Genomic DNA, 23832 nt, shown 5'->3' on the forward strand with positions numbered 1-23832 from the left:
GAGCGCTACGAGCTGACGGGCCCCCGGCTGTGGACCTTCGCCGACGCCGTCGGCGAGATCGCCCGGGCGATCGCCGGGAGCTCCGCTACGAGCCGATCACCCGAGACCAGTTCGCCGACGCGATCGTCGGCGACGGTGCCCCACGCGAGTTCGCCGAGCCGCTGGCCACGCTCATCTCCGAGTTCTTCGACGGCCGCAACAGCTCGCTGGCCGACGGTGTCGAACGTGCCCTCGGCCGCAAGCCCCGCGACTTCGCGGATTGGGTGGCCGAGATCGCCCCCACGGGCGTGTGGAACGCGCCCTGACGCGGGTGAACGCGCCCAGTCGCTGACCGGCACGGGACAGACCTCGTGCCGGTGCTCCCCTCTCTTCCGGGCGACTGCAGTTCCACATGTTCGGCGCCTTCGATGAGTTCCTCCGTGAGCTCATCGTCGAGGGCACCCTGGAAGGCCTGGCCTCGGCCCGCGCCCCCGGTCGCGTCGGCGGCCGCCCACCGGCCCTGGACGCTCGCGGGATCGGGATGGCCCGAACCCTGTACGACACCAAGGGTGCCGACGGCAGGCGCCGCTACACCGTCGCCCAGATTGCTGGGCGGCTCGGCGTCAGCCGAGCCACGATCTACCGTCACCTGGACCCGGACAAGCCGGACTCGCGTAGGAGGAGCACGGTGAGAGCCGAGAGTCAGCTTGCCTTCGCACCAACAGCGTGCTGGCGAACAACGCCTCCGAAGAGGATGTCGCCTGGGCTGTTGCCGCTGGCACATGGATTGCCTGGGCCAGTAGTTCGGCCCTTCTGGCGGCAGCACGCCTGCCTCAGCGAGGGCGGTCGAGCTTCACGAGGCGATGCCTAGCACCAGTGGAGCTGCGGAGAGCAGCACCAGCACCGCGGGGATGGGCGCTCCCTTGATGTCACCAGCCCGCAGGTGTGCGCCCAGGGCGCCGACGAAGTAGAGCACGACACCCATCGCGGCGGCGATGCCGAGTGGGCGGAAGTAGATGCCGACCAGGAGCCCGAGCGCGCCCGCGATCTCCAGGGCGGCCAGCGCGGGGAACCACCGCAGCCCTACCCCGAGGCGGGTCATGGTGGCCGTCACCTCCGGATCCTTGATGAGCTTGGATCGGCCGGAGATCACCAGGAGTAGTGACAGCAAGATCGCGAAGACGGTATAGGCGATGAACATCATTTCTCCACAGATTGTGAGATGCGGTTGTCGGATCAGCTCTGCCGTGACAGGGATGAGGATCGGGTTTCGAGGTCAGGGCTGGAGTGGTGATCAGCCATGGGTCGTCGCCGGGCCGGGTTTAGCAAGATCCAGATGGCAAGTGCGATGGCGGCGCAGATGACGGCGACAAAAGACAGGGCCAGCTGCCAGGCGTCGGTGAACAGGGCTGCATGGAGAGCTCGGTCTGGGCCGGTGAGGTCTCCCGCGGCGATCTGGGCGGCGGGCTGTGTGGCCCCGAGCCAGGACTGGAGCAGGGTGATCAGGCCGGTGCCGAAGCCCGTCATGATCAGCGTGGAGCCGCCGGCGCGGATGGTGTTGAGCAGGCCGGTGGCCATGCCAATCTGGTCGGGTTGGACCTGGTTGAGCGCTTGGGCGTCGGCGAGGCCGGCCCCCAGTCCCAGGCCGATGCCGATGGTGGCGAGCGGGCCGAGAAGTCCGAGGGCGGCGATGGCAGGGTGGAGCACGATGAGCCACGCGTTGCCGGCCGCGATCAGCAGCAGGCTGAGGGTGATGATGATCCGTGGTGAGACGCCGCGGTTGATCAGCTTGCCGGCGACCTGCGGCAGGAGCAGGACCGGGGCGGTCAGCATCAGCATGGTCAGGCCTGCGGACCGGGCCGAGGCTCCGGTTGCGCCCTGCAGGTAGACGGGCAGGTAGATTTCCACTCCTGCGGGCCCGGCCGAGACGAACAGGCTGGCCAGCGACCAGGCCATGAACCTTCGGTCGCGCAGCACGCTCAGATCGAGCACCGGGTGGGGGCTACGGTGTTCGATCAGAGTGAAGGCCACCAGCAGGAGCGCCCCGGCCGCGATGGGCCCAAGCACCCGCACCTCGCCCCAGCCCGCCTCGGCCGCCTGGTTGATCCCGAACATGATCAGCGCGAGCGCGCCGATGAGGGTGAGGATGCCGGGCAGGTCAATCCCGCGCCGATCAGCCGCCCGTGATTCGGACATGAACCACGTTCCTGCCCACAGCAGGATGCCGGCGGCGGCGAAGACGGCGAACGTGGTCCGCCAGCCGAGCGAATCCACCAGGACACCGGACAGGGTGGGGCCCGCGGCCAAGCCGATGCCGGCGGTGGTGCCCATGGCCGCGAACGCCCGGGTGCGGGCGGTCCCGGTGAAGGTGGCGCCGAGGATCGCGCCGCCACCGGCCATCACCCCGGCCGCGCCGACCCCGGACAAGGTTCTGGCAGCGTTGAGCAGGATGATGTCGCCGGCCAGGGCACTGATCCCGGCGCCGGCGGTGTAGAGGGCGGCGCCGATCGCGAAGATGCGACGACGCCCGAACAGGTCACCCAGTGAGCCGGCCACCAGCATCAAGGACGAGGCGGCCAGGAAGTAACCGACGAGCACCCACTGCAGGGCCGGTCCGGAGACGTGCAGGTCGGCGCCGATTCGCGGTAGCGCGACGGTCGTACCGGACATCAGCATCGGCAGGGTGAGGAAACCCAGCAGCACTGCGGCCAAGGTCACAGCGGGACGGCCCTGACGTCTGCGAGCCACCAGGCTCATGGGAGCCGTCTTCCGTCGAGTCGGGCGGAGGACTCGCCGAATACCGCCGGGCCGGCCTGGGCGAGAAAGTCGTCGGGGAAACCGGGGGTGAAGTCAATGGCCGACTCCAGGCGGCTTACGGAGTCGTTGGGCAGGGTGAGGTCCAGGGCGCCGAGGGTGTCGTTGAGTTGCTCGGCGGTTCTGGCGCCCAGGATCGGGTGTACGGCTTGCGAGCGTGCACGGGTCCAGGCGATGGCCACTTGTGCGGGGGAGGCGCCGATCTCGTCGGCGACCTCCTGCACTGCTTGGGCGACGGTGTGGTCTCGGGCTCCGAGCGAGCGCGGGTTGATCCGGGTGACCTGGCGCGGTCCCGTCGCCGAGGTGAACGTGCCAGACAGAACACCGTGGGCGAGCGGTCCCCAGGCGGCCACCGTCAGGCCGAACGCCTGGGCCATGGGGAGCAGCTCTCGTTCGATGTCGCGATTGAGCAGGCTGTAGGGAGCTTGGAGGGCTGCGAACGGGGTCCAGCCGCGCCAATCGGCCAGTGTGTTGGCGTGGGCGATGACCCAGGCCGGGGCGTCGGACATGCCGACGTAGAGGATCTTTCCGGCGCGTACGTCGTCGTCCAGCGCCCGCGCGGTCTCTTCGATCGGAGTGTGCCTGTCCCACAGGTTCACCCAGTACAGGTCGAGGTAGTCGGTGCCCAGCCGGCGCAGGCTGGCTTCCAGCGACAGGGCGAGGTTCTTGCGGTGGCTGCCGGCGGCGTTGGGGTCGCCGCCGTCGCGCGAGACCGAGTACTTGCTGGCCACCACGAACCGGTCGCGGCGACCCACCAATAGTTCGCCGAGGATGGTCTCGCTCCGGCCGCCGGAGTAGAAGTTCGCGGTATCGATGACGTTGCCGCCCGCTTCGCCGTACAGGTCGAAGATGCGGCGGGCTTCCTGCGGCGAGGCGCCGATCTGCTCCTCGCCGAACGTCATCGCGCCGAGGAAGACTTCGGAGACCCGCAGTCCGGTACGGCCCAGCAGCCGGTAGCGCATGTTCACGCTGCCGCTGTCTGACCGGCTGCTTCACGCAGCGGCTTGAGTGCCCGCGACCAGGCGATGACCTCGTCGAGCAACTCGTTCAGGGTCGGCTCCTGGTGCCGGCCGGGGGCGATGGTGCCGGGCTCGGCCGGGTCGGTGATCTCGAAGTCGGTGAAGGCCGACAGCGCGACCTGGGTGCGCACGTTGGCCACCTGGAGCTCGGTCATGACCTGCCGCAGGTGCTCCACGGCACGCACGCCGCCGTGGACGCCGTGGCTGACGAAACCGGCGGCCTTGTTGTTCCACTCGGCGAACAGGAAGTCGATGGCGTTCTTCAGCGCGGCCGGGGCCGAGCGGTTGTACTCGGGGGTGATGAAGACGAACCCGTCGAACGACGCGATCGTCTGGGCCCATTGGTTGGTGTGGGCGTGGTGGTAGTCGCCGAACAGGGCGGGAAGGGGCTCGTCAAGTACCGACAGCCCGTATTCGGCCAGGTCGACGACCTCGAACGTTGCCTCCCCAGCGGTGACAGCGGGGTGACGGTCGGCGACCTCGGCGACCCAGCGGGCCGCGACCGCGGTCCGGCGACGGGGGCGGGTGCTGCCGATGACAATGGCGATCCTGATCATGTTTGTCACTCCTCATTGCGGACCGTGGTGGCCCGACATGAGGTAAAGTACAACGTGCATGGCAAAAAGTAAAACGACGACTGTAAAATACTGGAGGATCCGAGATGAACAGGCAAAACACGACAAAGGCGCGCCCTCGCGGCGGACTGACCGGTAAGCGGCAGGCGATCCTGGACGGCGCCCTGACGGTGTTCGCCCGCGACGGCTTCACGCGCGCCAGCATCGACGAGATCTCGGCTGAAGCCGGAGTGTCCACCCGGACCATCTACAACCACTTCACCGACAAGGCCGCGTTGTTCCTGGCCGTGATACAGGAGAGCGCCACCCGGGCGGCCGACGTGCAGATCGCCATCATCGACCGTCACCTGCGCAAGGTCACCGATGTGGAGGCCGACCTCATCGAGTTCGGGCTGGACTGGGTGACCCCGAGGCCCGACAGCGCCGCCCACTTCTCTCTGGTCGGACAGATCAACGCCGAAGCGGGCCACGTTCCTCAGGAAGCGATCGACACCTGGCAGCAGACCGGGCCGCGCCGCGTCCGCCGTGAACTGGGCGGTCACCTGCGACAGATGGCCGACCGGGGGCTGCTGCGGATCGACGACCCCGACCGTGCGGCCCTACACCTGTTGCTGCTGATCTCAGCCGGACTGCCCGCGCATCACGCCGCTCTGCCCACCGATGAGCTCACCAAGACAGTCGCTGCAGGCATCCACACCTTCCTGCACGGTCACCTCCGCCGAGACGGGTAGATGGTCGACGAAGCCGGCCTGTGCGATCGATTCGGGGGCCGGGGTGCAAACAGTCCGCAGTGCGCTATTCCGGTTCGTGGTGCCGCACACCCGGATCCGACCAGGTCGACGGGATTTCCGCCGCCAAGCTGTGATCTATGCCTGATCGCCTGTACTGCCTGGACCGGTGTTCTCGCCGAGAGATAGCCGCTTGGCCACATCGAGCCGTACCTCGGGTGCCACCGGAATACGGCAGAAACGGGCCGCGGAGAGAAGTTCGGCCTGGTTAGGCTCGGCGGTTGGGATCGCGACGGGCTTGCCAGCGTGTGAGGGCGTCGGGTGAGACCCGGGTGTAGCGGGCCAGGCTGGCTACAGAGGCATGGCCGGAGTAGGCCAGGAGCGTGCCGGTGTTGGCGCCGTTCTCGGCGGCGTGGGTGAGCGCGGAGTGCCGTAGGTCGCCTTCGCAGGTCCACCGCGGCGTGACATCGAGAAAGACCTCGCGTCGCTCGTTGGGGAAGCCCGTATTGCTGGTCTTTCCGTAGCCGGTCGTGGCTACCTCGCCGGTCGGCACCGCGCCCTGGCTGGGCAGCGCGGGTGCGATGAGGGGCTCCGACAGCAAGACGGGCTGGTCAAGCGCAGGATCGCGAGATCGCCGTCCATTGCCGGGACGCGCCTTCACTCGGTTCGGGCACCGGCCTCGAGCACGGTGAGGTCGCGGACCGCATACCGGTGATGCTCGGCCTCTTCCTTGCACACCACCGTGAGGCAGCGGCGCACGACGTACTCCCGGTCCGGATATGGGTCCGCCGGCTTGCGACCACACACCCGATCGAGCTCGGCCTCGGTGAGCTCGTCGACGACCCGGCGCATCGTGGTCATGCGGGCGAGCCGCGGCGCGAGTACCTCGTCGAGCGTCGGGGTGGCATCGAGGGCGAGCCCGAGCTTCGCCGATGCTTCGGCCGGCATCCAGCCGCTAGGAAGGCCCAGCGGGTGGTACGGCGCCTCCTCCTCGAGCACGGCGTTGCCGATCCAGGCATCGCCGGCCATCAGCAGATGCCGCTGCGTCTCGACGAACGACCACTCGCCGTCGACCTGCTCGTGCAGCTTCGCCTCGGGTAGGCGCCTGGCGCGGTCGAGCGTCTCCTCCCATTGCTTCTCGATGGCATCCCAAGCAGCCCGGTATTCGGCGGCGGACGTGGCCTCACGGGCCAGCACCCGGTTGGGATGCAGCCGGTCGAGCTCGGCCTCGACGTAGGCGGTCACGTCGACGTCGTTGACAACGACACGCTCGAAGCCGCCACCGAGGGAGACGTTGCCCCCATAGCAGTCCACGATCTTCAGGCCGGTGACGTCGCAATCGCGAATCTCGAGGCCGGAGAGGTCGCTCAGGTGGATGCGGGCACCACGGAACTGGTCACTTTGGGTGTACTCAGCAGGCATTGGGAAAGTTTCCCGTATCCGTCCCGCCCGTGCCAATGAATGGCACAACGCGCCGCCCACAACGCGGCGACATCCAGGTCCGTCTGGGTCTCCTCCACCGCCTGCAGCCGCTCGATCAACACCCGGGAAGCCCTCGCCAGGATCCGGGAGGCTCCCTCCAATTTCGGCAGCATGGCCAGGCGCTCCTTGTCGGTCCCGCGCCGGGCCGGGTTGATCAGCTTGGTGGACATCAGCAGCGCGAACAGATCCAGCGCGTCGTCGATGGCCATCGCTTCCAGGTTGCACACCAGCGCGGTGTGCTTGGGCTCGCTGGGCCGTCCCAGGTTGGAGGTCTCGCTGTTCATCGCCTGCCGAGCCAGTGCCGACAGCCTGTTCGGCGGCACATGCGCGAGCTTGAGCCGTCCCAGGTCGAAGGCGGAGATCTCCTCTACCCGATGCAGCGCCTTGGCCAGGCTGCTGCCGGAGTTGCGAGTCGGTGGTTTCCGCAGCCGCTCCAGATCCGACCATCGCTTGCCTACCGGGATCTCCAGCAGTGCGAGTAGCTGGCCGGGCAACGCCGGATCCACCTGGCGGGTGGCCTTGGCGACCGTCGCGTGCAGCAGGCTCTCCGCTGCCTTGCGGACCTCGGAGACCTGCCGGGCCAGCACATGGACGCCGGGTAAGAGCACCCGATGCCGGCGCAGCCAGCCCACCGCGTGGTCGAACAGAGCGACCGGTCCCTCGGCGTGGATCCACGCCCGGCCGTGGAGGAAGGTCCGGAATTCCCGGCCCATCTCGTGATCCTCGTACACCTTGTAGCCGTAGGCGTCGCGAATCTCCCACGCATGCTCGTAGGCCGTCTGCGTGCGGCGGGTACACGCTTTCACCCACGAGGGATCGGCGATGTCGAGTTGCTCGGCCAGGTACTCCACCACCGGCCACGGCACCTCCAGCGGATCCTCAAGAACAGCCCGACGTAGCGAACCGTCGTCAGGTGGAGAGCGAACCCGAGCTGGTGCGAGCGCGTGCGGCGCAACGCGATCAAGTCCCGGTCGACATCGTCCAGATAGAAGAACCGCTCCAGCTCCGACCGCATCGGCACCTCGGCGAACGTCCCATACGCCGCAGCCTGCTCATCCGTCAGAAACTCAACCGGCATGAAGCGGACGATAGCTACCTGATCGGCTGGCTCGTCCGCATCGCGATCGAACTGTAGTGCTCACGACCAGCGGAAAACGCCAAGATCATTCTCACCGCTCATGGCCGTACCGCTGTTCCTCAACTCCGGATACGCATCACCGCAACTCTTCCGGCTGGCCCTGGTCCGGCGGGACGTCAGTGCAGGTCAGGTGACTCTGAGGCTGCCGAGCATCCGTACATTTCCGATTATGGGTTGCGGGCCGGAGAGGCGGGCGGTCTTGTCGACGTATCGCTCGGCGTCGAAGACCTGATGGAGTGGGGGCGGCGAAGAGAACGGATAGGGCAGGACCGACGGAACCTTGATCAGGTAGAGGCGCCCGGTGGTCATGCCGACCATCGGGCCGGCACCGGTGGTGGTGGGTGGGGTGGCCGCGAAAGCGGCGGACGGCGCGAGACCCACCAGAGCGACCGCTCCGGCCGACACCACGGCGGGCAGCACCTTGCGTCGCGCCACTTCCGCCATGACGTTGATCAGCATTTCGTCGATCTGCTTCTGTCCGGCGATCTCGGCCAGTTCCGCGGCGGTCGCCCTGGAGGCGAGGGCGGATCTGAGCCACGCGGGCGCCGAGGCCAGCGACGTACCGGCCGTCTCACCCGTGACGAGGACGGCATCGGGTACGGCGGCCGCGGCGACGCTCGCTGCGCCGGGCGTCTGGGCCATGATGGTGGCCGGCATGCCGAGGGCCGCCCCTTCCGCGGTGACGATCTCCGCGGTGGTGACCGCCCCCGCGAGCGCCGTGCCCTCCGCCGCCGCGACCGCGGGAAGCGCCACACCGCCGGCGGAGACTATGAGCGCGGCGGTCACTACGATGGCGACGGAAACGATGACGAGAGTCTCCGTCGGATGATCGAGGGCCCACCGGCCCACTGCGACGGCCATGTCGGGCAGCCCTCTGACCAGCTCCGCGCCGGTGATGCTGAAGGTCGGGAGCAAGCCGGCCATCGACTTTCCGGCCGCCGCGCGGGCTTGCCCTCCGGTGCCGAGCATTCTGATCTGAGAGGCGAGGCGCGCGCGTTTCGGCCCTTCGATCGCGTTGGCGTAGTAGGCCTCGTCGCAGCAGAGGAAATACCGTTCTCCCGGAGCTCCGATGAGCCGGGAGTACATGGAGTCGCGGATGGCGGCGAGGCCGTCGCGCATCTCGTCCACGATGGAGTCCGCGACGATGGACAGGAAGGGGGTCTTGGACAGGTCCTTGCCCGCGACGACCGGCGAGGTCTGCCGCGGGGGAGTGGCCTTGGGGTCGGCGGGTTGCAGCGATTCGGTGATGGCCTTGGTGGCGCTCTTGGCCTCCGCGGAGGCACCGAGCGTGTTGACCTCCAGCAACATTCTCACGGCGAAGTTGGCCACGCGATCGGCCTCGTCCTGGGTGAGCCGTTCAGGGCCGTCCAGGGTGACGCAGATCCTGTACAGCAGGACGCCGGGGTGCCTGCGCTGGACCTCGATGTCGATCGAGGCGATGGCGATCTTGAGCGGGGCCAGCCACAGGTTCATCAGGTAGCGCCAGACGGCGATGAACTTGCACTCCAGGGGGATCTCCTTGACGACCAGGAACGGATAGGTCGTGCCACGGCTGTAAATCCCGCTGATCCGGTGCCGTACGTAACTGGCCTCGACGTCGACCAGCTTCTGCAGCGCGTCTGCTTCCCCTCTATGGTTGCGCGGCTTGATCTCGTAGATCTCCGACCGGCCGCCCCCGGGAGGCGGCGGACCGATCGGCGGAGCCTTGGTCACCGTCGTGAACCCGAAGCTGAAGAACCGGGAGACTCGTGGACCGTTGAACGTGGAGATGTCCGGGCGCGGCAGGTTCCGGTCGGCGCGCAGGGCCTCGAAGGTGACCTTCCCCTTGTGGCGGGTCGACAGGACGGCGGCGTAGGAGATCTCCCCCACGTCCCACCAGTCCTGCACGCCCGGAACGTGCTGCCTGAACAACTGGACGGGCTGGCCCAGCGTCTCGCTCAGATAGTCGAGGAAGATCGGCCCTTCGATGATCTTCAGAGCGAACGTGCTGGCCTGCGTCGAGCTCAGCGTGTTGCTCGGGACCATGCAGACGCGCCGTCTCATGACCACACGCCTCCTGGTGCCGGGCGTGCGGCGATCACGCCGTGGTGTCGAGCTTGCTGTTCAGCTCGATGTCGATGCCGCTCGTCGGTGTGTAGTCGTACCAGGTGCCGACCAGCGAGGCTGCCGCGCCGGCGGAGATGTCGGCATCGGCCCCTGTTCCGCCTTCATCACCGTCGGCGCCGAAGGAGAACAGGTCGTAGTCGTTGCTCGAGCCTGGCATGGTGTACTTGAGCGCCTTCCCCCACGCGTCGATGAAGGGCCCGCCCGAAAGACTGGACAGCGCGCTGGGATAGCTCCCGTTGGCCTTGTAGAACTCCTCCAGTTTCAGGATCACCTGCTCCATCGTCGCCCAGGTCTTACGCTGCTGAGGAAGCAGCAGCGGGCGGGCGTGCGTCTCAGGGTTGGCCGGAGGGATGCCCATGTAGTTGGTCCGGGCATGATTGGCTATCTCCTGCGCGATCGGCAGGTAAGGGGTGGACCCGGTGCCGCCGAGACTGCCCGAGTCGATCAGCTTCGTGAACTGCTCCTCGAAGCCCGGACGGACCGGAATGACGATGCGCGCGTATCCGGAGCGCAGGAAGTCGCGGTGGTTGACGTCCGGGTGCTCGAACAGCATCTTCTCCCGCGCCAGGTCGTCCGATCCCCAGAAGTACGGATACAGGAAGTAGAGCAGGTTCTCCCACTCCACCGCATGGTGCACGAACTTGACGACGTCACCCATCTCTTTGAGATTCGCCCAGTCCGCCGGCGTCAGCTGATGCTGGTCGGCGCCCCCGGTCTGGTCGTCGGGCAAGTCTTTCTGCTCGTCGCCGACGATCTTCTTCAGAAGCACGCTCGTCTTCGCCGGGGAGACCCGGTAGTCGGGGCCCAGCAGCCAGGTGATGACCTGCCGGATCAGCTCCTCGCGCTCCAGCCTGCGCAGCGTCAAGGTGTCCTTGCTCGTCAGATCGGCCCACAGGCGGTCACGCTGCTCCTGCAGGCGGGCGATCTCTTCGCGGTAGGCGTTGAACGCGGCGTCACGCATCGCCGACCACGCCTGCTGCCGCCAGGACGCGAACGCCTCCGGCGTGCGGTTCGCTCCGGCCCTGACCGTCAAGTGAATGAGCTCCGACGGAAGGTAGAGGATCTCCAGCACCTTCTTCTTCGAGCCGCCGCGCGCCTCGGACGTGAAGAGGAACGTGCCGCTGTGAGGAAAGGAACCGGGCGTGACCTGCATCACGACGGGCGGCGGGATCTGCATGGCGGGATTGTCGTGCTCGCCCGTCCAGCTTCCCGTACCCGCGACCTCGGAGCCCACGGTGTAGCCGTCCGGGGCGATGAATTCGAACACTTCGAGATTGACGCCGGGATCGGGCGGGTCGGGATTGTGGAGCTTCCTGGAATCACTCAAAGCCGTTTTAGCCGGCGGGGGCGGATCGACCGCCGCACTCCATTTCGTCGCCTCCGCGCTCCAGTTGGCGTCGGTCAGCTGGTCGAGGGTGAGCGGGAAGACGAACGGCTTCCTGATCTGCGCGTCGAGCTCGCGAACCTGGCGGTACAGCGCCCAGAGCCGAGCTCCGGGATTGGGCACCATGATGTCGAAGGTCAGCCGCAGCCCGTACCGGAACAGATCGGTGCGCCACTTGCGCATCATGCGGTAGAAATCGATGCGCAGCGCCTTGGTATCGCTCGGATTGGTGATGGTGCGGAAAGAGCTGTCCTCCACGCCCGACTTCTTCTCGAGCTTGAGCGAGATCTTGTGCTCCTGCCGGGAGCGGGAGGATGCCTTCTCCGTCACCTCGCGGGAGCGCTGCGTGCTCGTCTTGAGCGCTTCACGATTGTCCGACGTACTGGTCAGCCCCGTGGTGACCGTCATGGACACCGGTCCATAGCTTCCTGACGCGACGGCCTGGAAGTTGAAGGCGCTGGCGTGCTTGCTCTCGTTCTCGGCGGAGAGCGAGGCGTCGGTCTTCTCCGCTACGCCGCGTTCGCTGTAACTCTCGAAGAAGTCCTGGACGATGTTCTCGTACTCTTCGCCGGTCGTGGACCATTCCTTGTGAGAGACGGTAATGGTCTCCTTGGGTGCCAGCGGGATGGTGAACATCAATTCCCCGCGTTCGATGCCCGCCGGGTACATTTCGATGCGTTCGAGGTGGAGACGCCCGACAGGCGCCACCTTGAAGGTCTGCTCGAAGGCGTCGATCTGCAGGCTCCCCCCTCCGCCGAGGTCGCCGCTCACCGCGCTGCGCGCGACCGCCAAGAGTGCGGAGATCGGGATCGCGGCGGCGGTCGGCGCCATCCGGGAGAAGACATCAGGCGCCAGGGACGCACGCGACAGCTCCCGCTTCACGTTGACGACCTGCTGCAGGTGCGACCGGTCGTAGCCCTCGCCGGCGTCCTGCCGCTGCTGGGCCTCGTCCTCCTGCCGCATCAGCTTCTCAACGCCGGCTTCAAGCTCGTCCGGCGTCAGGGGGATCTGGTCGATGAAGTTCAGTTTCTCCAACGCCCGGCCGGGCCGCCGGTCCTCCTCGGCGAACTCCGTGGCGCTGAGCTTGATCTGGGTGTAGTTGGCCGAGCGAAGGATCCGTTTGCTGTTGGAGAGCTCCATGGCCTGCCTCGAGTGCCAGCGAGCGCCACTGCGCCCGACAGTCCTGCGGAGATCTGGCGGCGCCGATGCGAGCCCGTCCCCTGCGTTCAACATCCCGTGCTGTGCCCTGGCGGTGCCGCCGGGTAACCCGAGGGCTTCGTACATGGCCGGCGGCCTGCCGAATCTTTGCCGCGAGCCGTCACCGGTCTTTAGCTGATCAGGCAGTGCGGAATGAACGCGGCCTGATCGCGAACGCCGGGCCGTCCTCCACGATGCGCTGGGTGACCAGCGACGCCACCCGCCCGATCATCGTGGGCAGGCCCTCGACGTCGCGGATCTCGTACGACGGCCAGTTCGGTCTCGGGGAGCCGCCGGGCTTCATCGGCTCCGGTCAGGCGCGTACGCGGCTGGGAGGCGTCCAGCGCCGTGGCACGGAGGCTGCCGAGGAACAGTTGTCGGTCGATGTTCAGCTCGCCGCCGATGACGGGCAGCGGCCGGGACAGCGTGATGACGCCGGGGCCTCCACCTGGGCGTGAGGACCGCAAACGCGGGGTGGTGGGAGCCGCATGCCGGGCACATGATTATGATCATGGTCATGGCGGAAATGATCTACTATTCCGCTGCGTAGCTGCCCGACCCCCCGAAGGGATGCTTCATGTCCACCAAGCTCACCCGCGCCGCCGCGACCTCGTTCGCGGCGGTCGCTCTGGCTACGGCGACGGGATTCGCGCTGGCGGCGCCCGCCGGCGCCACGACCGCGTCGGTCACCTCGGCCGCCGCTTCCACCTGGATCAAGTACGGCGACTACTCGTCCGAGGCCAAGTGCGTAGCCAAGGGCAAGGCGCTGAGGAGCAGCGGCGCCTACCTGTCCTACTACTGCACGTACACCGGTTTCTTCACGCTGATGGTGCTGACCCGGTAGCTACCTGATCACCTGCGGCCCGGGGGCATTCCTCCGGGCCCTTCGTCATGTACGGGCCTTCGAGGAGGCTGAGTGCAGAGATCAGTGGGGATCGCTCAAGAACGAGTACCACGGGCCCCACAGGCCCGAGGTGTCGCCCGGCCTCCTGTCAGGGCTCCAGATGTACGCGAGGTGGCTGTCGCTGAGGGGGGAGACGACCGTGTCGCGCCAGACCGGCCCTCTCCATGTCCGCGTGGTGGCCATTCCGCCCTTCCGTCGATTTTGTTTCACAGATAAACTAAAAGGGGCTCTGGCGTAATGACGGCTGACCTTCCGGGGCGAACAAGGAAGCCATGACCAGCGACGACTTCGTTCCGCCGGCGCTGCGCCGGCTGTGGCGGCTGCCGGAGTCCTCGCGGCTGGGGCGGCCCGCAGCCCTCGACGTCGACCTGGTCGTCGCCGCCGCCGTGGAGATCGCCGACCGCGACGGGCTCGGCGGCGTGACGATCCCCAAGGTGGCCAAGAGCCTCGGCTTCACCGGCATGTCGCTCTACCGATACGTCGGCTCCAAGGACGAGCTGCTGACGCTCATGGCCGACGCCGCCGCCGGCCCTGGCTGACCCGCGTGCCCACCTCCGGACCGCCCTCCGGGCCCAACCAGATCGCTCCGGCACCGGGCTCGACTGGGCGCACAAGGTCGGCGTCCTGACCCTGATCAACGGCTACGTGGTCCAGTCGGTGCGGCAGCACGGCGAGCTGGCCGAAGGCAGGCCCGCAGGCCAGGGACAGGCCGGCGCCGAACGCGACTACGGCCGCGCGCTGGCCCGGCTCGTCGACCCCGGGTGCTTTCCCGAGACGGCCCGGCTGTTCGCCTCCGCGCTGTTCGAGACGCTGCCGGCGGACACCCTCGACGCGGCGGTCGCCGACCTGGACTTCACGCTCGGGCTGGATCTCATCCTCGACGGCGTCGCCGTCCGGATCGGGCCGTCCTGACGCCGCGGAATCCCCGTCACGATCGCGGATGACCAATATCATGGACGAGAGGTGTGCCGGCGACCTGAGGGATCCGCAGGATGAGACCGCTCCCGTCCACGTGCTTACTCGTCGGTGCCGTGCTGCTCACCGCCTGTTCCGGCCCGCCGCCGGTCCCGGACGCCGAGCCGCCGACGCCGCCCGCGTCCGCCACCAGCGCCGCCGCGCCACAGACCACCCAGGCACGGACGTTCACCCGGGAGGGCGTCGTCTACCCCGGGACCGTGATGGACCTGACGGTCGAAGCCGTCGAGAGGCACCCGTCGCTGACCACGCTGAAGATGGAGCTCAGCAGCGACTCCGGCGACTTCCAAGGCCCGCACTTCGGCCACGGGACACTGCCCGACCACTTCGCCGAGTTCTGGCTGCTCGACCCGGTCGGCAAAAAGCTCTACTGGACCCTGCGGGAGAACGACGGCGACGGCAAGGCGTTCGGCACCAGGCACGTCACCTCCGGCGGAGACTCGGAGACCTGGCGCGAGGGCACCCGCTACCCGGTCGAGGTGTACTTCCCGCCGCTTCCCCCCGAGGTCGAGAAGGTCACCGTGATCGGCGCCGACGGGCTCGCCGAACTGACCGGCATTCCCGTCACGGCCGCGACGGCGGCGCCGGTCGCCAAGCCGCGGGACGACGGCGACGCGGCGCCCGGCCAGGAGTTCCAGTGGCCGGTCACCCCGCCTGCGGGTGAGATCTGGTCGCAGGTGGAGGACCTTCAGGAGTTCGTCGAGACCGAGCAGCGCTCGACCACCCAGGCCGGCGCGGACGAGACCGTCGCGCTGCGCACCGACGTGCTGTTCGCCTTCGACAAGGCCACCTTGTCCGCCAAGGCCACCGCCGTGCTCGACGAGGTGGCCCGGGAGACCGGCGAACGCGCCGAGCCGCCGCTCCTCATCGAAGGGCACACCGACAGCAAGGGCTCCGCCTCCTACAACCAGACGCTCTCCGAACGGCGCGCGCGAGCCGTACGCGACCACCTGGCGGCCCGGCTCGGCGACGCGTACGACTACCGGGCCACCGGCAAGGGCGAGAGCGAGCCCACGGCCGCGAACCAGCGGCCGGACGGAAGCGACAACCCGGACGGCAGGACCCGCAACCGGCGGGTGGAGATCTCCTACAAGATCAAACAGGAGGCGCCCACCACGCCGTCGGACTCGACGCCCGCCGAGTTCCGCGACGACCTCGGACCCGTGATCGGGTCGATCACCCGGGGCGAGCTCAAGGTGGACGTGCACCCGTTCTACCGCGACGGCGCCTACCTGGTGGGCAGCTTCGAGGTGCGCAACCTGAACCAGGACGTGGCCGCGGTGCCTCAGCCGCAGCCGTTCAGCGGGGTGTTCAAGCACGAGTGGGTGACCCACTCGGCGTACGGGATGTTCACCGTGGTCGACGAGAGCCGCCGCGCGCGTCACTACCCGGTGCGCAGCAGCGAGTCCTTCTTCGTGGAGAACGCGGTCACCGCCATCGGCCCCGGCGGCACGCAGCGCGTCTTCGTCTACTTCCCGGCGCCCCCCGACGACGTCAAGTCGGTGACGTTCGAGGTCAAGGACCAGGTGCAGAACTTCGGCAAGGTGACCGACGTCCCCGTGCTCGCCGCCCCCTGACCCCGCAGGACTGACCGCCGCAGGATGCCACCGTCGCAAGCCTCACCAGACCGTGATCGCTGTAGTCCGGCATGGCGGAATCCCAGTCGTGATTGGTCGGCACGAAATTGAACCCCATATCGCGCAAGGTGTGAAGTTCTGGCGCTGACGGCCTGATACTGAAAGGCCGAACTGCCGAAATTCAGTCGCGCGACTTCGAGGTGCTCGGGTAGCTCGTCAAGAACATGTGGTATTCGAATGGCGATGGTCCGCCCAGGCGCAATGCCCCCGGCATGCGCGTCGTCAGCCGCACACGCGGCCCTGGTAGCGATACTGCCGGCCGCCCCGCGACTGCTCGCAATAGCCCTCGGAAAGCGCTGTCGCCGTCATACGGCCGGGCGGCAACGTGGCGTAGACGGCGTCGTTCTCATCGGTTTCGTTGACGACCCTGAACAACTCGCCGGGGCCGATCTGGCAGGCGGACAGGGTGAGCAGAATCAGGAACCCCGCCGCTAAACCGCACACGTGCTGGCCCGCTCATTCGAGCGACCTCCTCCTGGACGGCGGTCACGGTGTCTTGGGAGTGAAGAAGGCCGTAACCGGCACATCGACGAATCGCGGGTACTGATTGTTGGGGAAGTAGTAGCCACGCGTCCAGCAACTCACCTTCACGGTGCTGGTACCGACCGTGTATGGAATGGAGACCTTGCCAGGGTCGTGCGGCTGGATCCTCGCACCGTGGACGGTGGCGTACTTGGGGCTGGTCTGTGTCTCCGACGGCGTGTAGAGGTCGGTCTGCTGCGTCCCGAATCCCCAGGGAGTCAGGGACCGGCACCACGACTATCTTGCCTGGAGCCTGAGACGCTCTCGACCTCTGGTGCTCGCCGCACCGCGGAGCCGGCCGGGCGAGCACCCGGCCCGCGCCTCGAGAATCGGGAAGCAGGCACCGGCACCGACCACGGGCAAGGGCGATGCCGGACTCGGGGTAGCCCCACCCCGCGTACGCCCGCCGCTGACGTCGGCCAGTTCGGACAGCCCGCCGGCGGCCAGCCGGGTCGCGCAGTTCCCCACCTGTTCAACAACGCGCTCGCGTCTGGCCTGCCGGTGCGCCCACGTCCGGCCCGGCGACATCGCCTGGCCTGCTCCGTACTGCCGGGCCGCCCCGATCTTCGGGACGGCCCGGCAGGCTCACGAGTCCTCGCAGGAGTTCAGCGTCTCGGTGTCGCAGAAGTCGTTGTCCGCTCCGCCGAATCCCTGGTCGAACCCGGCGTTGCCGACCAGGATGTCGTTGCCGCCCCTGCCGTGCAGGATGTCGTCGTGGTCGTCGCCCGAAACGAAGTCCTTCCCCGCGCCGCCGAAGAACGTGTCGGCCCCGGGCCCCATGAAGACCCTCGACGGCAGTGCAGTGTTGTTGCTCAGGGTGTCGTCGCCGCCTTGCAGGTTGGCCTGGATGTTGGTGACGCCCCCGCTCGGGCACTGCACCGTGTGGGTGTCGACCTGCTGGCAGACGCCCGCGGTGATCAGCGCGTCCTTGCTGTTCCTCACCACGAGGAAGCCGTTCTGGACGCTGATGGAGACATTGTCGCCGACGTTCGCCGAGTTGACGGAGAGCCGGCCGCCGCTCGACGTCACGTTGGTGAAGGCGTGCGCCGGTGCCGACAGGGCCAGCAGCGGTGCCGCCACCAGTGCCCCCAGGGTGAGCGTGCGCAGTGCGTTCCTCATCTTGCTCCTTAGGTGTGTTCCGGGCCCCGGCGATGAGTAGACACCGAGTACGCGGGGGAGGTCCGCGTAACAATGAGCACTGCAAGGCCGTACTTCTGCCTTGCACCCCCGGATCGGACGGCGGCTGCAGGCCGCGCTGTGCAGGGCCGATAATGGGTCGGCGGGTTCTGCGGTCGGCGGGGCGACGGTGTGATCGCGGCGGTCACCACCGCGGCCACCCTCGGCCCGCTGCTGGTGTCCGGCCCGAAGGCGTGGTGGATCGTCGCCCTGGGCGTGGTCGCCTCCGCGCCCGTCTACTGGCGCAGGCGCGCACCCATGACGGTGGCGCTGCTGGTCGGCGCCGCGATGAGCGTCATGGTCTTCTGGGAGAAGCCGTTCCTGCCGTTCGGCCCGCTGGTCGCCGTCCACACCATCGCCGACCGCAGCCCCGCGCGGCAGCGGCTGGCCGCGATCCCCGCGATCGTCACCGCCGTCGGGGTGTCCCTGGCGCTGCCGGGCCGCGTACGCGCTCGGCACCAGCGCGCGGGCGAGCCGGTCGCGTACCGCGGAACTGGCCTGCGGTGCGCCCTCGCGCTGTCTCTTGAGAGGTCATGGCGCAACGCTAGAAATCATCCGCTCCTGGGCGCGTCCGCCCGGGAGCGCGATCGCCTACCACCAGAAGCTGACTCGGCTACCTCAACCGGCTGACGCCCATCGCCCAGTACCGCTTCGCGTCCGACCTATGACGAGCGCGGCCCGTACCCAGATCGCGGTGCTCGCCGGACGGACCGTCCGCGGCAGGATGGCGGTCAGCGCCTCGCCTCGCCTCGCCGGGCTTGACCAGGCCCTGCTCGTAGGCGAAGACCACCGCTGCCACCCGATCACGTAACCCTGCCTTGGTCAGCACCCGGGACAGGTGCGTCTTCACCGTGGCCTCGGACAGGTGCAGCGCTTGGGCGATCTCCGCGTTCGAGCGACCGCGCCCGACGTGGGCCAGCACCTCCCGCTCACGGTCGGTGAGGCGTTCCAGGGCTCGCCCGCCTCCGGGCGGCATCGTCAGGAAGCGCTCGATGAGCCGCCGGGTCACCGCCGGCGCGAGCAGCGCCTGCCCGGCGGCGACCGTTCGTACGGCCTCGGCGAGCTGGCCGGGCGGGGCGTCCTTCAGCAGGAAGCCGCCGGCGCCCACCCGCAGCGCCTCGTAGACGTACTGGTCGAGATCGAACGTCGTGAGCACCAGCACCGTGGGGGCATCGGTTCGGGCGCGGATGCGCCGGGTGGCCTCGATACCGTCCAACACGGGCATCCGGATGTCCATCAGCACCACGTCGGGCCGTAGGCGAGAGGCCCCGGTGACCGCTTCGGCTCCGTCCGCGGCCATGCCCGCCACCTCGATGTCGGGTTGAACGCCGAGCATGGCCGACAGTCCGGAGCGCGCCAGCGCGTGGTCGTCGGCGATCAGGACCCGGATCATGGGGGCTCCACAGGCAGGTGCAGGCGGACGGCGTAGCCGCCGTCCGCGGCGGGACCGGATTCAAGTGTTCCACCGTAGAGGCGGGCGCGCTCCCGCATTCCGACCAGGCCGTGCCCGGGCGGAGCCGAGGCCGGTGGCGCGTGTCCGGGGCCGGGCGGCGCGTTGACGACCTCCAGGTCGAGCTGCCCGATTCCGTACGTGACGCGGACTTCGGTGTCGGCCGGACCGGCATGGCGCCGGACGTTGGTGAGCGCCTCCTGGATGATCCGGTAGACGGCCAGCTCCAGCCCGGCAGGCAGCGTGCGTCGCCCTCCTTGCTCGATCAGTCGCACCGGCAATCCGCCCGTGCGCGCCTGTTCCACGAGCTCGGGGAGCCGGTCGAGGGTGGGCTGCGGCGTGAGGGCGTCGTCGCCGTCGTCGCGCAGAGCCTCCAGCAGGTGGCGCATCTCGGTCAGGGCTTCGCGGGCCATGTCGGCCACCAAGTCCATGTGGTCGCGTGCCCGTTCCGGTTCGCCCACGGCCAGCTCACGCGCGGCTCCGGCGTTCACCGCGATGATCGACAGGGAGTGCGCGACCACGTCGTGAAGCTCCCGCGCGATCCGCAGCCGCTCGGCGGCGACCGCCTCCAGAGCCTCCTCACGGGTACGTTCGTGGGCGTCGCGCAACTGGACCTCCCGGCGGCGCAGCAGCCGCCCGGCCATCCACGCGCCGGTGACGAAGAAGACCATGACCACGGCGGAGCCGGCGTCCGGCCGGGTGTCGTAGAACTGCAGGACGATCGCGCCGGCCATGCCCCCGACAGCGCCGCACCACGCCCCGAGCGCCACCGGCAGCGACCGTGTGTGCAGCGCGGCGGAGAAGGCGGCCACGAGCATCGCCGGGAACGGCGCGACCGTTGCGGGCGGGCCGTCGGCAGTGGCGGCCCGCAGCAGCAGCGCGGCCACGATGACAGCGAGAACGAGCAGCGGTACGTGCCGCCGTACCGCCAGCGGAACCGTCGTCACCAGGGCGAAGGCGATCCCGGCCCAGAGCGGGTCCGGGCCCGGTGGCAGCACCTCGGCGACAGCCCAGACGGCCAGCAGTACGGCGAGCGCCAGGTCCGAGCGGGGCGGGCGCCGGGGCACCTGGGCCAGCCGTGCGAGGGGGTCCACCCGCAGAACGGTACTGCCGGGCCGGGCCATGAGCGTCAGCCGGTTGAGGTAGCCGGGTCAGCCTCCGGTGGTAGGCGATCGCGCCGCCGGGCGGACGCGCCCGGAACCGGATGATCTCTAGCGTTGCGTCGTGACATCGGAAGAAAACGATCAAACATCGTAAGAGGTGAGCAATGAGCATTCGCTTGGACGATCTCGACAAGGCCGCCGAGCTGCCCGAGGACGCCCTGGACGACATCGTCGGGGGCCGGGGCATGCAAGGGCCGTCGTGCGCCTATCTGGCCAGCAGTCATGAGGGCCGGACCGTCGACAGGCTGGACATCCAGGTGTGACGGCAACGCCTGAAGCCATAGTGCGGTAAGGGCGGCGTGCCCGTGCTTACCTGGCACGCCGCCCTCCGACGACAAGGAAATCCGTTGATCCTCATCCTCAGCGCCGAGAACGACGATTCGGTGAGGATGGTCGTTCCTGAACTCGTCAAGCGCGGTGCCGAGTTCCTGTGGTGGGATCCGGGCGGCTACCCCGCCCGCACTACGATGAGCTCGCGCCTGACCGGCGGGTCATGGCGGCACACGCTGCGCATCGACGGCCGCGCGTACGACTGCTCGCGGTTCACCGCGATCTGGAACCGCCATCCCACCCACCCGCAGGCCCCCGAGCCGGTCACTGACGCGAACCACCGGAAGTACGTCGAGAAGATCGCGACCATCCTGCTGCGCGGGTGGGAGCACACCGTCGAGGCGCGTCCGGGCCGAGCGGGACCCGTCGATCCAGGAGGAGCTGATCGACCACTGCCTCCTCGGCGCCCTGATTCGAGGGGGTCTGGGCGTTGTGGGCGGAAGGCCCGGAGGACCGCCTCGCCGTACCGGCAAGCGCCCCCGACCCCGTCACCGCCCTCACCCGGGCGCTCGCCGGCCGCGACCGGATCACCGTCACCACCGCCGACGGCCCCGCCCTCGACCTGCCCGAACCGCTGCGCACCGCCCCCGCCGGAACCGTCGTCGGGCCGGTCCCGTACGGGAGGAGTCACCTGCTCGGCGTCGTCCGCGAACGCCGTCCCGCCGACCCCGCCGACCCGCGCACCCTCGCCGCCGGTCGCGCGGGCCTTGCGGAGTACCTGGCCGGACTGCGGGCCAAGGCCGCGTCGAATGGCACTGGCTGTGACCGCGCCTGATCGCCGTGGCCCGTCGTTCGCACTGCTCTGGCTCGCGGTGGCGGTGCCGGCGGCGGGCGGGGTGGTGGCGGTACTGATCGCGGGCGTCCGGTGAGCCGGCTGCGGGTGGTGCTCCAAAACACGCAGACCGAGTGCGGGGCGGCATGCCTGGCCATGGTCCTGGGCCATCACGGCCACCGGACGACGGTCACCGAGCTGTCGGAGCGCCTCGGCGTCGGCCGGGACGGCCTCAGCGCCCGCGCCGTCGTGGCGGGCGCCCGCGAGCACGGAATGGCCGCCAAGGCGCTCCGGCTCGCCCCCGGCGAGGTCGCCCGCGCGCCGCTCCCGGCCATCGCCCACTGGGAATCCAACCACTTCGTGGTGGTCGAGCGCTGGGCCGCCGGCCGCGTCGACCTCGTCGACCCCGGCCAGGGGCGGCGACGGCTGACCCAGGCGGAGTTCGTGGCGGGCTTCACCGGCGTCCTGCTCCTCTTCGAACCGGGCGCGGGATTCCGGCGCGGCCCGTCGCCGGCCGACGCCTGGCGGCGACAGTTCGTACGGACGCTGCTGGCCCGCCGGCGCGGCCTGCTCGCGCAGGTCATCGCGGCCTCGCTGGTGCTGCAGTTGGCCGGCCTGGCCCTGCCGCTGTTCTCCGAGCTGCTGCTGGACACGGTACTGCCGCAGCGCGCCGCCGCCCTGCTGCCGCTGCTCGGCGCGGCGGTACTGATCGCGGGGGCGGCCCAGCTCGTGCTCGGCTACCTGCGGGCGGCGCTGCTGGTGACCGTACGCGCCGGTGCCGACCGCGAGCTGAGCGAGGGGGTGGTCGGCCATCTGGTAGCCCTGCCCTACACGTACTTCACCCGGCGGGGCACCGGCGACCTGGTCACCCGCGCCTCCAGCGTCTCGACCCTGCGCGAACTGCTCACCGGCCAGATCATCACCGCGGTCCTCGACGGGCCACTCGCCATCGGGTATCTGATGCTGATCTTCGTCCGCGACCCGGTCTTCGGGGCGGCGCTCACGGGCGTGGTGCTGCTCCAGTCGCTGCTGTTGCTGGCCATGTCCCGGCGCGTACACCTGCTGACCCAGCGGGAGCTGGCGGCCCTGGCCAAGTCGCAGGGCGCCCTCATCCAGACGCTCAGCGGCATCGAGACGCTCAAAGCGTCGGGCGCGGAGCGCAGGGCTGTCGAGCAGTGGTCGGGTCACTTCGCCCAGCAGCTCGACGCGGACGTACGGGTCGGCCTCACCCATGGCTTCCTGGACGCCGTCGTGTCGGCGATCCGCGTGGTCACACCGCTCGGGCTGTTGTGGATCGGCGCCTGGCGGGTGCTCGACGGTGAACTGTCCGTCGGCGCGCTGGTCGCGCTCAACGCCATCGCCCTGGCCGCGCTGACCCCGCTCGGCTCGCTGATGACCTCACTGCAGAGTCTCCAGCTCGCCGGCGCCCACTTCGACCGGCTCTCCGACATCCTCATCTCCACCCCGGAGGCCGGCGAGGGCATCGAGGTGTTGCGGCTGCGCGGCCGTATCGAGCTGCGCGACATCGGCTTCCGGCACGACCGGCACGGCCCGTGGTCTCTCCGAGGCATATCGCTGTCGATCAGCCCCGGCCAGAAGGTCGCGCTGGTCGGCGCGTCGGGTTCGGGTAAGAGCACGCTGGCCCGGGTACTGCTGGCGCTGCACACCCCGGTGGAGGGCGAGATCCGCTACGACGGCGTACCCGCGAGCGAACTCGACCCGCGCAGCCTGCGCCGGCAGTTCGGCGTCGTCACCCAGGACCCGTCCCTGTTCAACGGCACCATCCGCGAGAACATCGCGCTCAACGACCCCGACGCCCCCCTGGAGCGCATCGTCGCGGCGGCAGAGCTGGCCGCGCTGCACGACGACGTCATGTCCATGCCCATGAAGTACGACACCATGCTGACCGAGGGCGGCAGCCTGTCCGGCGGCCAGCGGCAACGACTGGCGCTGGCCCGCGCCGTACTGTCCCGGCCCAGGGTGCTTCTCCTCGACGAGGCCACCAGCAACCTCGACAGCGCCACCGAGGCCGCCATCGAAGCCCGCCTGGCTCGGCTGCCGCAGACCAGGATCGTCATCGCTCACCGGCTCAGCACGGTCAGGGACGCCGACCTCATCCTGGTCCTGGACGCGGGCCGAATCGTCCAGCGCGGCACCCACGACCAACTGATCAGCGTGCCCGGGAAGTACGCCGAACTCGTCGCGACCCAGGCCGATATGTCACGTGGTCCGGGCCATTGAACCATCGCCTGTTCCGGCGGAGTCTCAGACCTCGACGGCGCCGTAGACGCGGCCACCCGTACGGGCCCAGCTCAGGCACCGCCGTGACCGCGATGCTGTTTACCGGTCTGGAGCCAATATGAACATGACGTGGTCGGCACTCTCGCCGGAGCATCTCACTCAGATAGCTGGTCTTGCGGGCCGATGCACGGCACGTGATGGAGGAGAGCAGGAGGCTTGGGGCGATCTTCTGGGGCGACG

The 23832-nt window shown here is 68.9% G+C and carries 24 protein-coding genes and 3 pseudogenes; 14 read left to right on the forward strand and 13 right to left on the reverse strand.

What is annotated here, in order from left to right:
- The first annotated feature begins 29 nt into the window (after positions 1 to 29).
- Together ACBI99_RS19215 and ACBI99_RS19220 are read left to right on the forward strand one after the other, a co-directional pair.
- Positions 30 to 305, forward strand: coding sequence for a hypothetical protein (locus tag ACBI99_RS19215; RefSeq protein WP_357594078.1), 276 nt, complete (start codon positions 30 to 32; stop codon positions 303 to 305).
- Between the two features lie 86 nt (positions 306 to 391).
- Complete coding sequence (locus ACBI99_RS19220; protein ID WP_375072943.1) at positions 392 to 850, forward strand: recombinase family protein; 459 nt, start codon at positions 392 to 394, stop codon at positions 848 to 850.
- Here the strand turns inward: ACBI99_RS19220 and ACBI99_RS19225 are convergent.
- The 4 genes from ACBI99_RS19225 to ACBI99_RS19240 are packed head-to-tail and all read right to left on the reverse strand — an operon-like array spanning position 833 to position 4369.
- Positions 833 to 1183: a DoxX family protein gene (locus ACBI99_RS19225; RefSeq protein WP_375072944.1), complete on the reverse strand. Its 351-nt coding sequence runs from the start codon at positions 1181 to 1183 to the stop codon at positions 833 to 835. The two genes, ACBI99_RS19220 and ACBI99_RS19225, sit on opposite strands and share 18 nt — an antisense overlap.
- Before the next feature lie 32 nt (positions 1184 to 1215).
- Positions 1216 to 2682 carry an MFS transporter gene (locus tag ACBI99_RS19230; RefSeq protein WP_357594074.1) on the reverse strand — a complete coding sequence of 489 codons (1467 nt, stop codon included), beginning with the start codon at positions 2680 to 2682 and terminating at the stop codon, positions 1216 to 1218.
- Positions 2683 to 2732: 50 nt separating this feature from the next.
- The gene (locus ACBI99_RS19235; protein ID WP_375073142.1) at positions 2733 to 3755 is read right to left on the reverse strand and encodes an aldo/keto reductase; all 1023 of its coding nucleotides are present in this window, start codon (positions 3753 to 3755) and stop codon (positions 2733 to 2735) included.
- Positions 3756 to 3757: 2 nt separating this feature from the next.
- Positions 3758 to 4369, reverse strand: coding sequence for an NAD(P)H-dependent oxidoreductase (locus ACBI99_RS19240; protein ID WP_357594072.1), 612 nt, complete (start codon positions 4367 to 4369; stop codon positions 3758 to 3760).
- A 104-nt stretch (positions 4370 to 4473) separates the two neighbouring features.
- Between ACBI99_RS19240 and ACBI99_RS19245 the strand changes: the two genes are divergently transcribed.
- The gene (locus ACBI99_RS19245) at positions 4474 to 5118 is read left to right on the forward strand and encodes a TetR/AcrR family transcriptional regulator (protein WP_375072945.1); all 645 of its coding nucleotides are present in this window, start codon (positions 4474 to 4476) and stop codon (positions 5116 to 5118) included.
- A 265-nt stretch (positions 5119 to 5383) separates the two neighbouring features.
- Here ACBI99_RS19245 and ACBI99_RS19250 read toward each other — a convergent pair whose 3' ends face one another.
- The 3 genes and pseudogenes from ACBI99_RS19250 to ACBI99_RS19260 form a co-directional block, all read right to left on the reverse strand.
- A complete protein-coding gene (locus ACBI99_RS19250; RefSeq protein ID WP_375072946.1) occupies positions 5384 to 5716 on the reverse strand; it encodes a hypothetical protein in 333 nt (110 codons plus the stop codon).
- 56 nt (positions 5717 to 5772) lie between these two features.
- The gene (locus ACBI99_RS19255; protein ID WP_375072947.1) at positions 5773 to 6537 is read right to left on the reverse strand and encodes a DinB family protein; all 765 of its coding nucleotides are present in this window, start codon (positions 6535 to 6537) and stop codon (positions 5773 to 5775) included.
- A pseudogene (locus ACBI99_RS19260) lies at positions 6483 to 7612 on the reverse strand (DUF4158 domain-containing protein). Before ACBI99_RS19260 ends, ACBI99_RS19255 begins: the two are co-directional and overlap by 55 nt.
- Here ACBI99_RS19260 and ACBI99_RS19265 point away from each other — a divergent pair.
- Entirely contained in the window at positions 7511 to 7732 is a 222-nt protein-coding gene (locus tag ACBI99_RS19265) for a hypothetical protein (protein WP_375073149.1), read from the forward strand. The pseudogene ACBI99_RS19260 and the gene ACBI99_RS19265 overlap by 102 nt on opposite strands.
- Positions 7733 to 7861: 129 nt before the next feature.
- Here the strand turns inward: ACBI99_RS19265 and ACBI99_RS19270 are convergent, their stop codons facing one another.
- Together ACBI99_RS19270 and ACBI99_RS19275 are read right to left on the reverse strand one after the other, a co-directional pair.
- Positions 7862 to 9778: a hypothetical protein gene (locus tag ACBI99_RS19270; protein WP_375072948.1), complete on the reverse strand. Its 1917-nt coding sequence runs from the start codon at positions 9776 to 9778 to the stop codon at positions 7862 to 7864.
- Between the two features lie 34 nt (positions 9779 to 9812).
- Entirely contained in the window at positions 9813 to 12365 is a 2553-nt protein-coding gene (locus tag ACBI99_RS19275) for a type II secretion system protein GspG (RefSeq protein ID WP_219507174.1), read from the reverse strand.
- Positions 12366 to 12568: 203 nt separating this feature from the next.
- Here ACBI99_RS19275 and ACBI99_RS19280 point away from each other — a divergent pair, with 203 nt between their 5' ends.
- From ACBI99_RS19280 to ACBI99_RS19300, 5 genes are all read left to right on the forward strand, one after another.
- The gene (locus ACBI99_RS19280; RefSeq protein WP_219507172.1) at positions 12569 to 12880 is read left to right on the forward strand and encodes a hypothetical protein; all 312 of its coding nucleotides are present in this window, start codon (positions 12569 to 12571) and stop codon (positions 12878 to 12880) included.
- 119 nt (positions 12881 to 12999) lie between these two features.
- A complete protein-coding gene (locus tag ACBI99_RS19285; protein ID WP_219507171.1) occupies positions 13000 to 13266 on the forward strand; it encodes a hypothetical protein in 267 nt (88 codons plus the stop codon).
- Between the two features lie 332 nt (positions 13267 to 13598).
- Entirely contained in the window at positions 13599 to 13865 is a 267-nt protein-coding gene (locus tag ACBI99_RS19290; RefSeq protein ID WP_375072949.1) for a TetR/AcrR family transcriptional regulator, read from the forward strand.
- Positions 13866 to 13971: 106 nt separating this feature from the next.
- Positions 13972 to 14238 (forward strand): hypothetical protein, encoded by a 267-nt coding sequence (locus tag ACBI99_RS19295; RefSeq protein WP_375072950.1) that lies wholly within the window; start codon positions 13972 to 13974, stop codon positions 14236 to 14238.
- Positions 14239 to 14318: 80 nt separating this feature from the next.
- A complete protein-coding gene (locus ACBI99_RS19300; RefSeq protein ID WP_375072951.1) occupies positions 14319 to 15878 on the forward strand; it encodes an OmpA family protein in 1560 nt (519 codons plus the stop codon).
- 282 nt (positions 15879 to 16160) lie between these two features.
- On the opposite strand, the gene ACBI99_RS19305 is transcribed toward ACBI99_RS19300, so the two are convergent.
- Together ACBI99_RS19305 and ACBI99_RS19310 are read right to left on the reverse strand one after the other, a co-directional pair.
- Positions 16161 to 16382: a hypothetical protein gene (locus tag ACBI99_RS19305; protein ID WP_219507168.1), complete on the reverse strand. Its 222-nt coding sequence runs from the start codon at positions 16380 to 16382 to the stop codon at positions 16161 to 16163.
- A gap of 663 nt (positions 16383 to 17045) precedes the next feature.
- Positions 17046 to 17579 (reverse strand): calcium-binding protein, encoded by a 534-nt coding sequence (locus ACBI99_RS19310; protein WP_219507166.1) that lies wholly within the window; start codon positions 17577 to 17579, stop codon positions 17046 to 17048.
- 189 nt (positions 17580 to 17768) lie between these two features.
- On the opposite strand from ACBI99_RS19310, the gene ACBI99_RS19315 reads away from it, so the two are divergent.
- Positions 17769 to 18266: a hypothetical protein gene (locus ACBI99_RS19315; RefSeq protein ID WP_375072952.1), complete on the forward strand. Its 498-nt coding sequence runs from the start codon at positions 17769 to 17771 to the stop codon at positions 18264 to 18266.
- A 121-nt stretch (positions 18267 to 18387) separates the two neighbouring features.
- On the opposite strand, the pseudogene ACBI99_RS19320 reads toward ACBI99_RS19315, so the two are convergent.
- Together ACBI99_RS19320 and ACBI99_RS19325 are read right to left on the reverse strand one after the other, a co-directional pair.
- Positions 18388 to 19029, reverse strand: a pseudogene (locus ACBI99_RS19320) (response regulator); the annotation flags it as partial.
- Positions 19026 to 20180 carry a sensor histidine kinase gene (locus ACBI99_RS19325; protein WP_375072953.1) on the reverse strand — a complete coding sequence of 385 codons (1155 nt, stop codon included), beginning with the start codon at positions 20178 to 20180 and terminating at the stop codon, positions 19026 to 19028. The pseudogene ACBI99_RS19320 and the gene ACBI99_RS19325, both read right to left, overlap by 4 nt.
- A 173-nt stretch (positions 20181 to 20353) precedes the next feature.
- On the opposite strand from ACBI99_RS19325, the gene ACBI99_RS19330 reads away from it, so the two are divergent.
- The 4 genes and pseudogenes from ACBI99_RS19330 to ACBI99_RS19345 all read left to right on the forward strand — a co-directional run bounded on the left by ACBI99_RS19330 (position 20354) and on the right by ACBI99_RS19345 (position 23592).
- A complete protein-coding gene (locus tag ACBI99_RS19330; protein WP_219507160.1) occupies positions 20354 to 20512 on the forward strand; it encodes a hypothetical protein in 159 nt (52 codons plus the stop codon).
- A 42-nt stretch (positions 20513 to 20554) separates the two neighbouring features.
- A pseudogene (locus tag ACBI99_RS19335) lies at positions 20555 to 20881 on the forward strand (MvdC/MvdD family ATP grasp protein); the annotation flags it as partial.
- Between the two features lie 128 nt (positions 20882 to 21009).
- Positions 21010 to 21354, forward strand: coding sequence for a hypothetical protein (locus ACBI99_RS19340; protein ID WP_375073150.1), 345 nt, complete (start codon positions 21010 to 21012; stop codon positions 21352 to 21354).
- Positions 21355 to 21462: 108 nt separating this feature from the next.
- A complete protein-coding gene (locus ACBI99_RS19345) occupies positions 21463 to 23592 on the forward strand; it encodes a peptidase domain-containing ABC transporter (RefSeq protein ID WP_375072954.1) in 2130 nt (709 codons plus the stop codon).
- Positions 23593 to 23832: the final 240 nt, after the last annotated feature.

It is taken from the genome of Nonomuraea sp. ATR24 (genome assembly GCF_041950485.1).
Lineage (GTDB): Bacteria > Actinomycetota > Actinomycetes > Streptosporangiales > Streptosporangiaceae > Nonomuraea > Nonomuraea ceibae.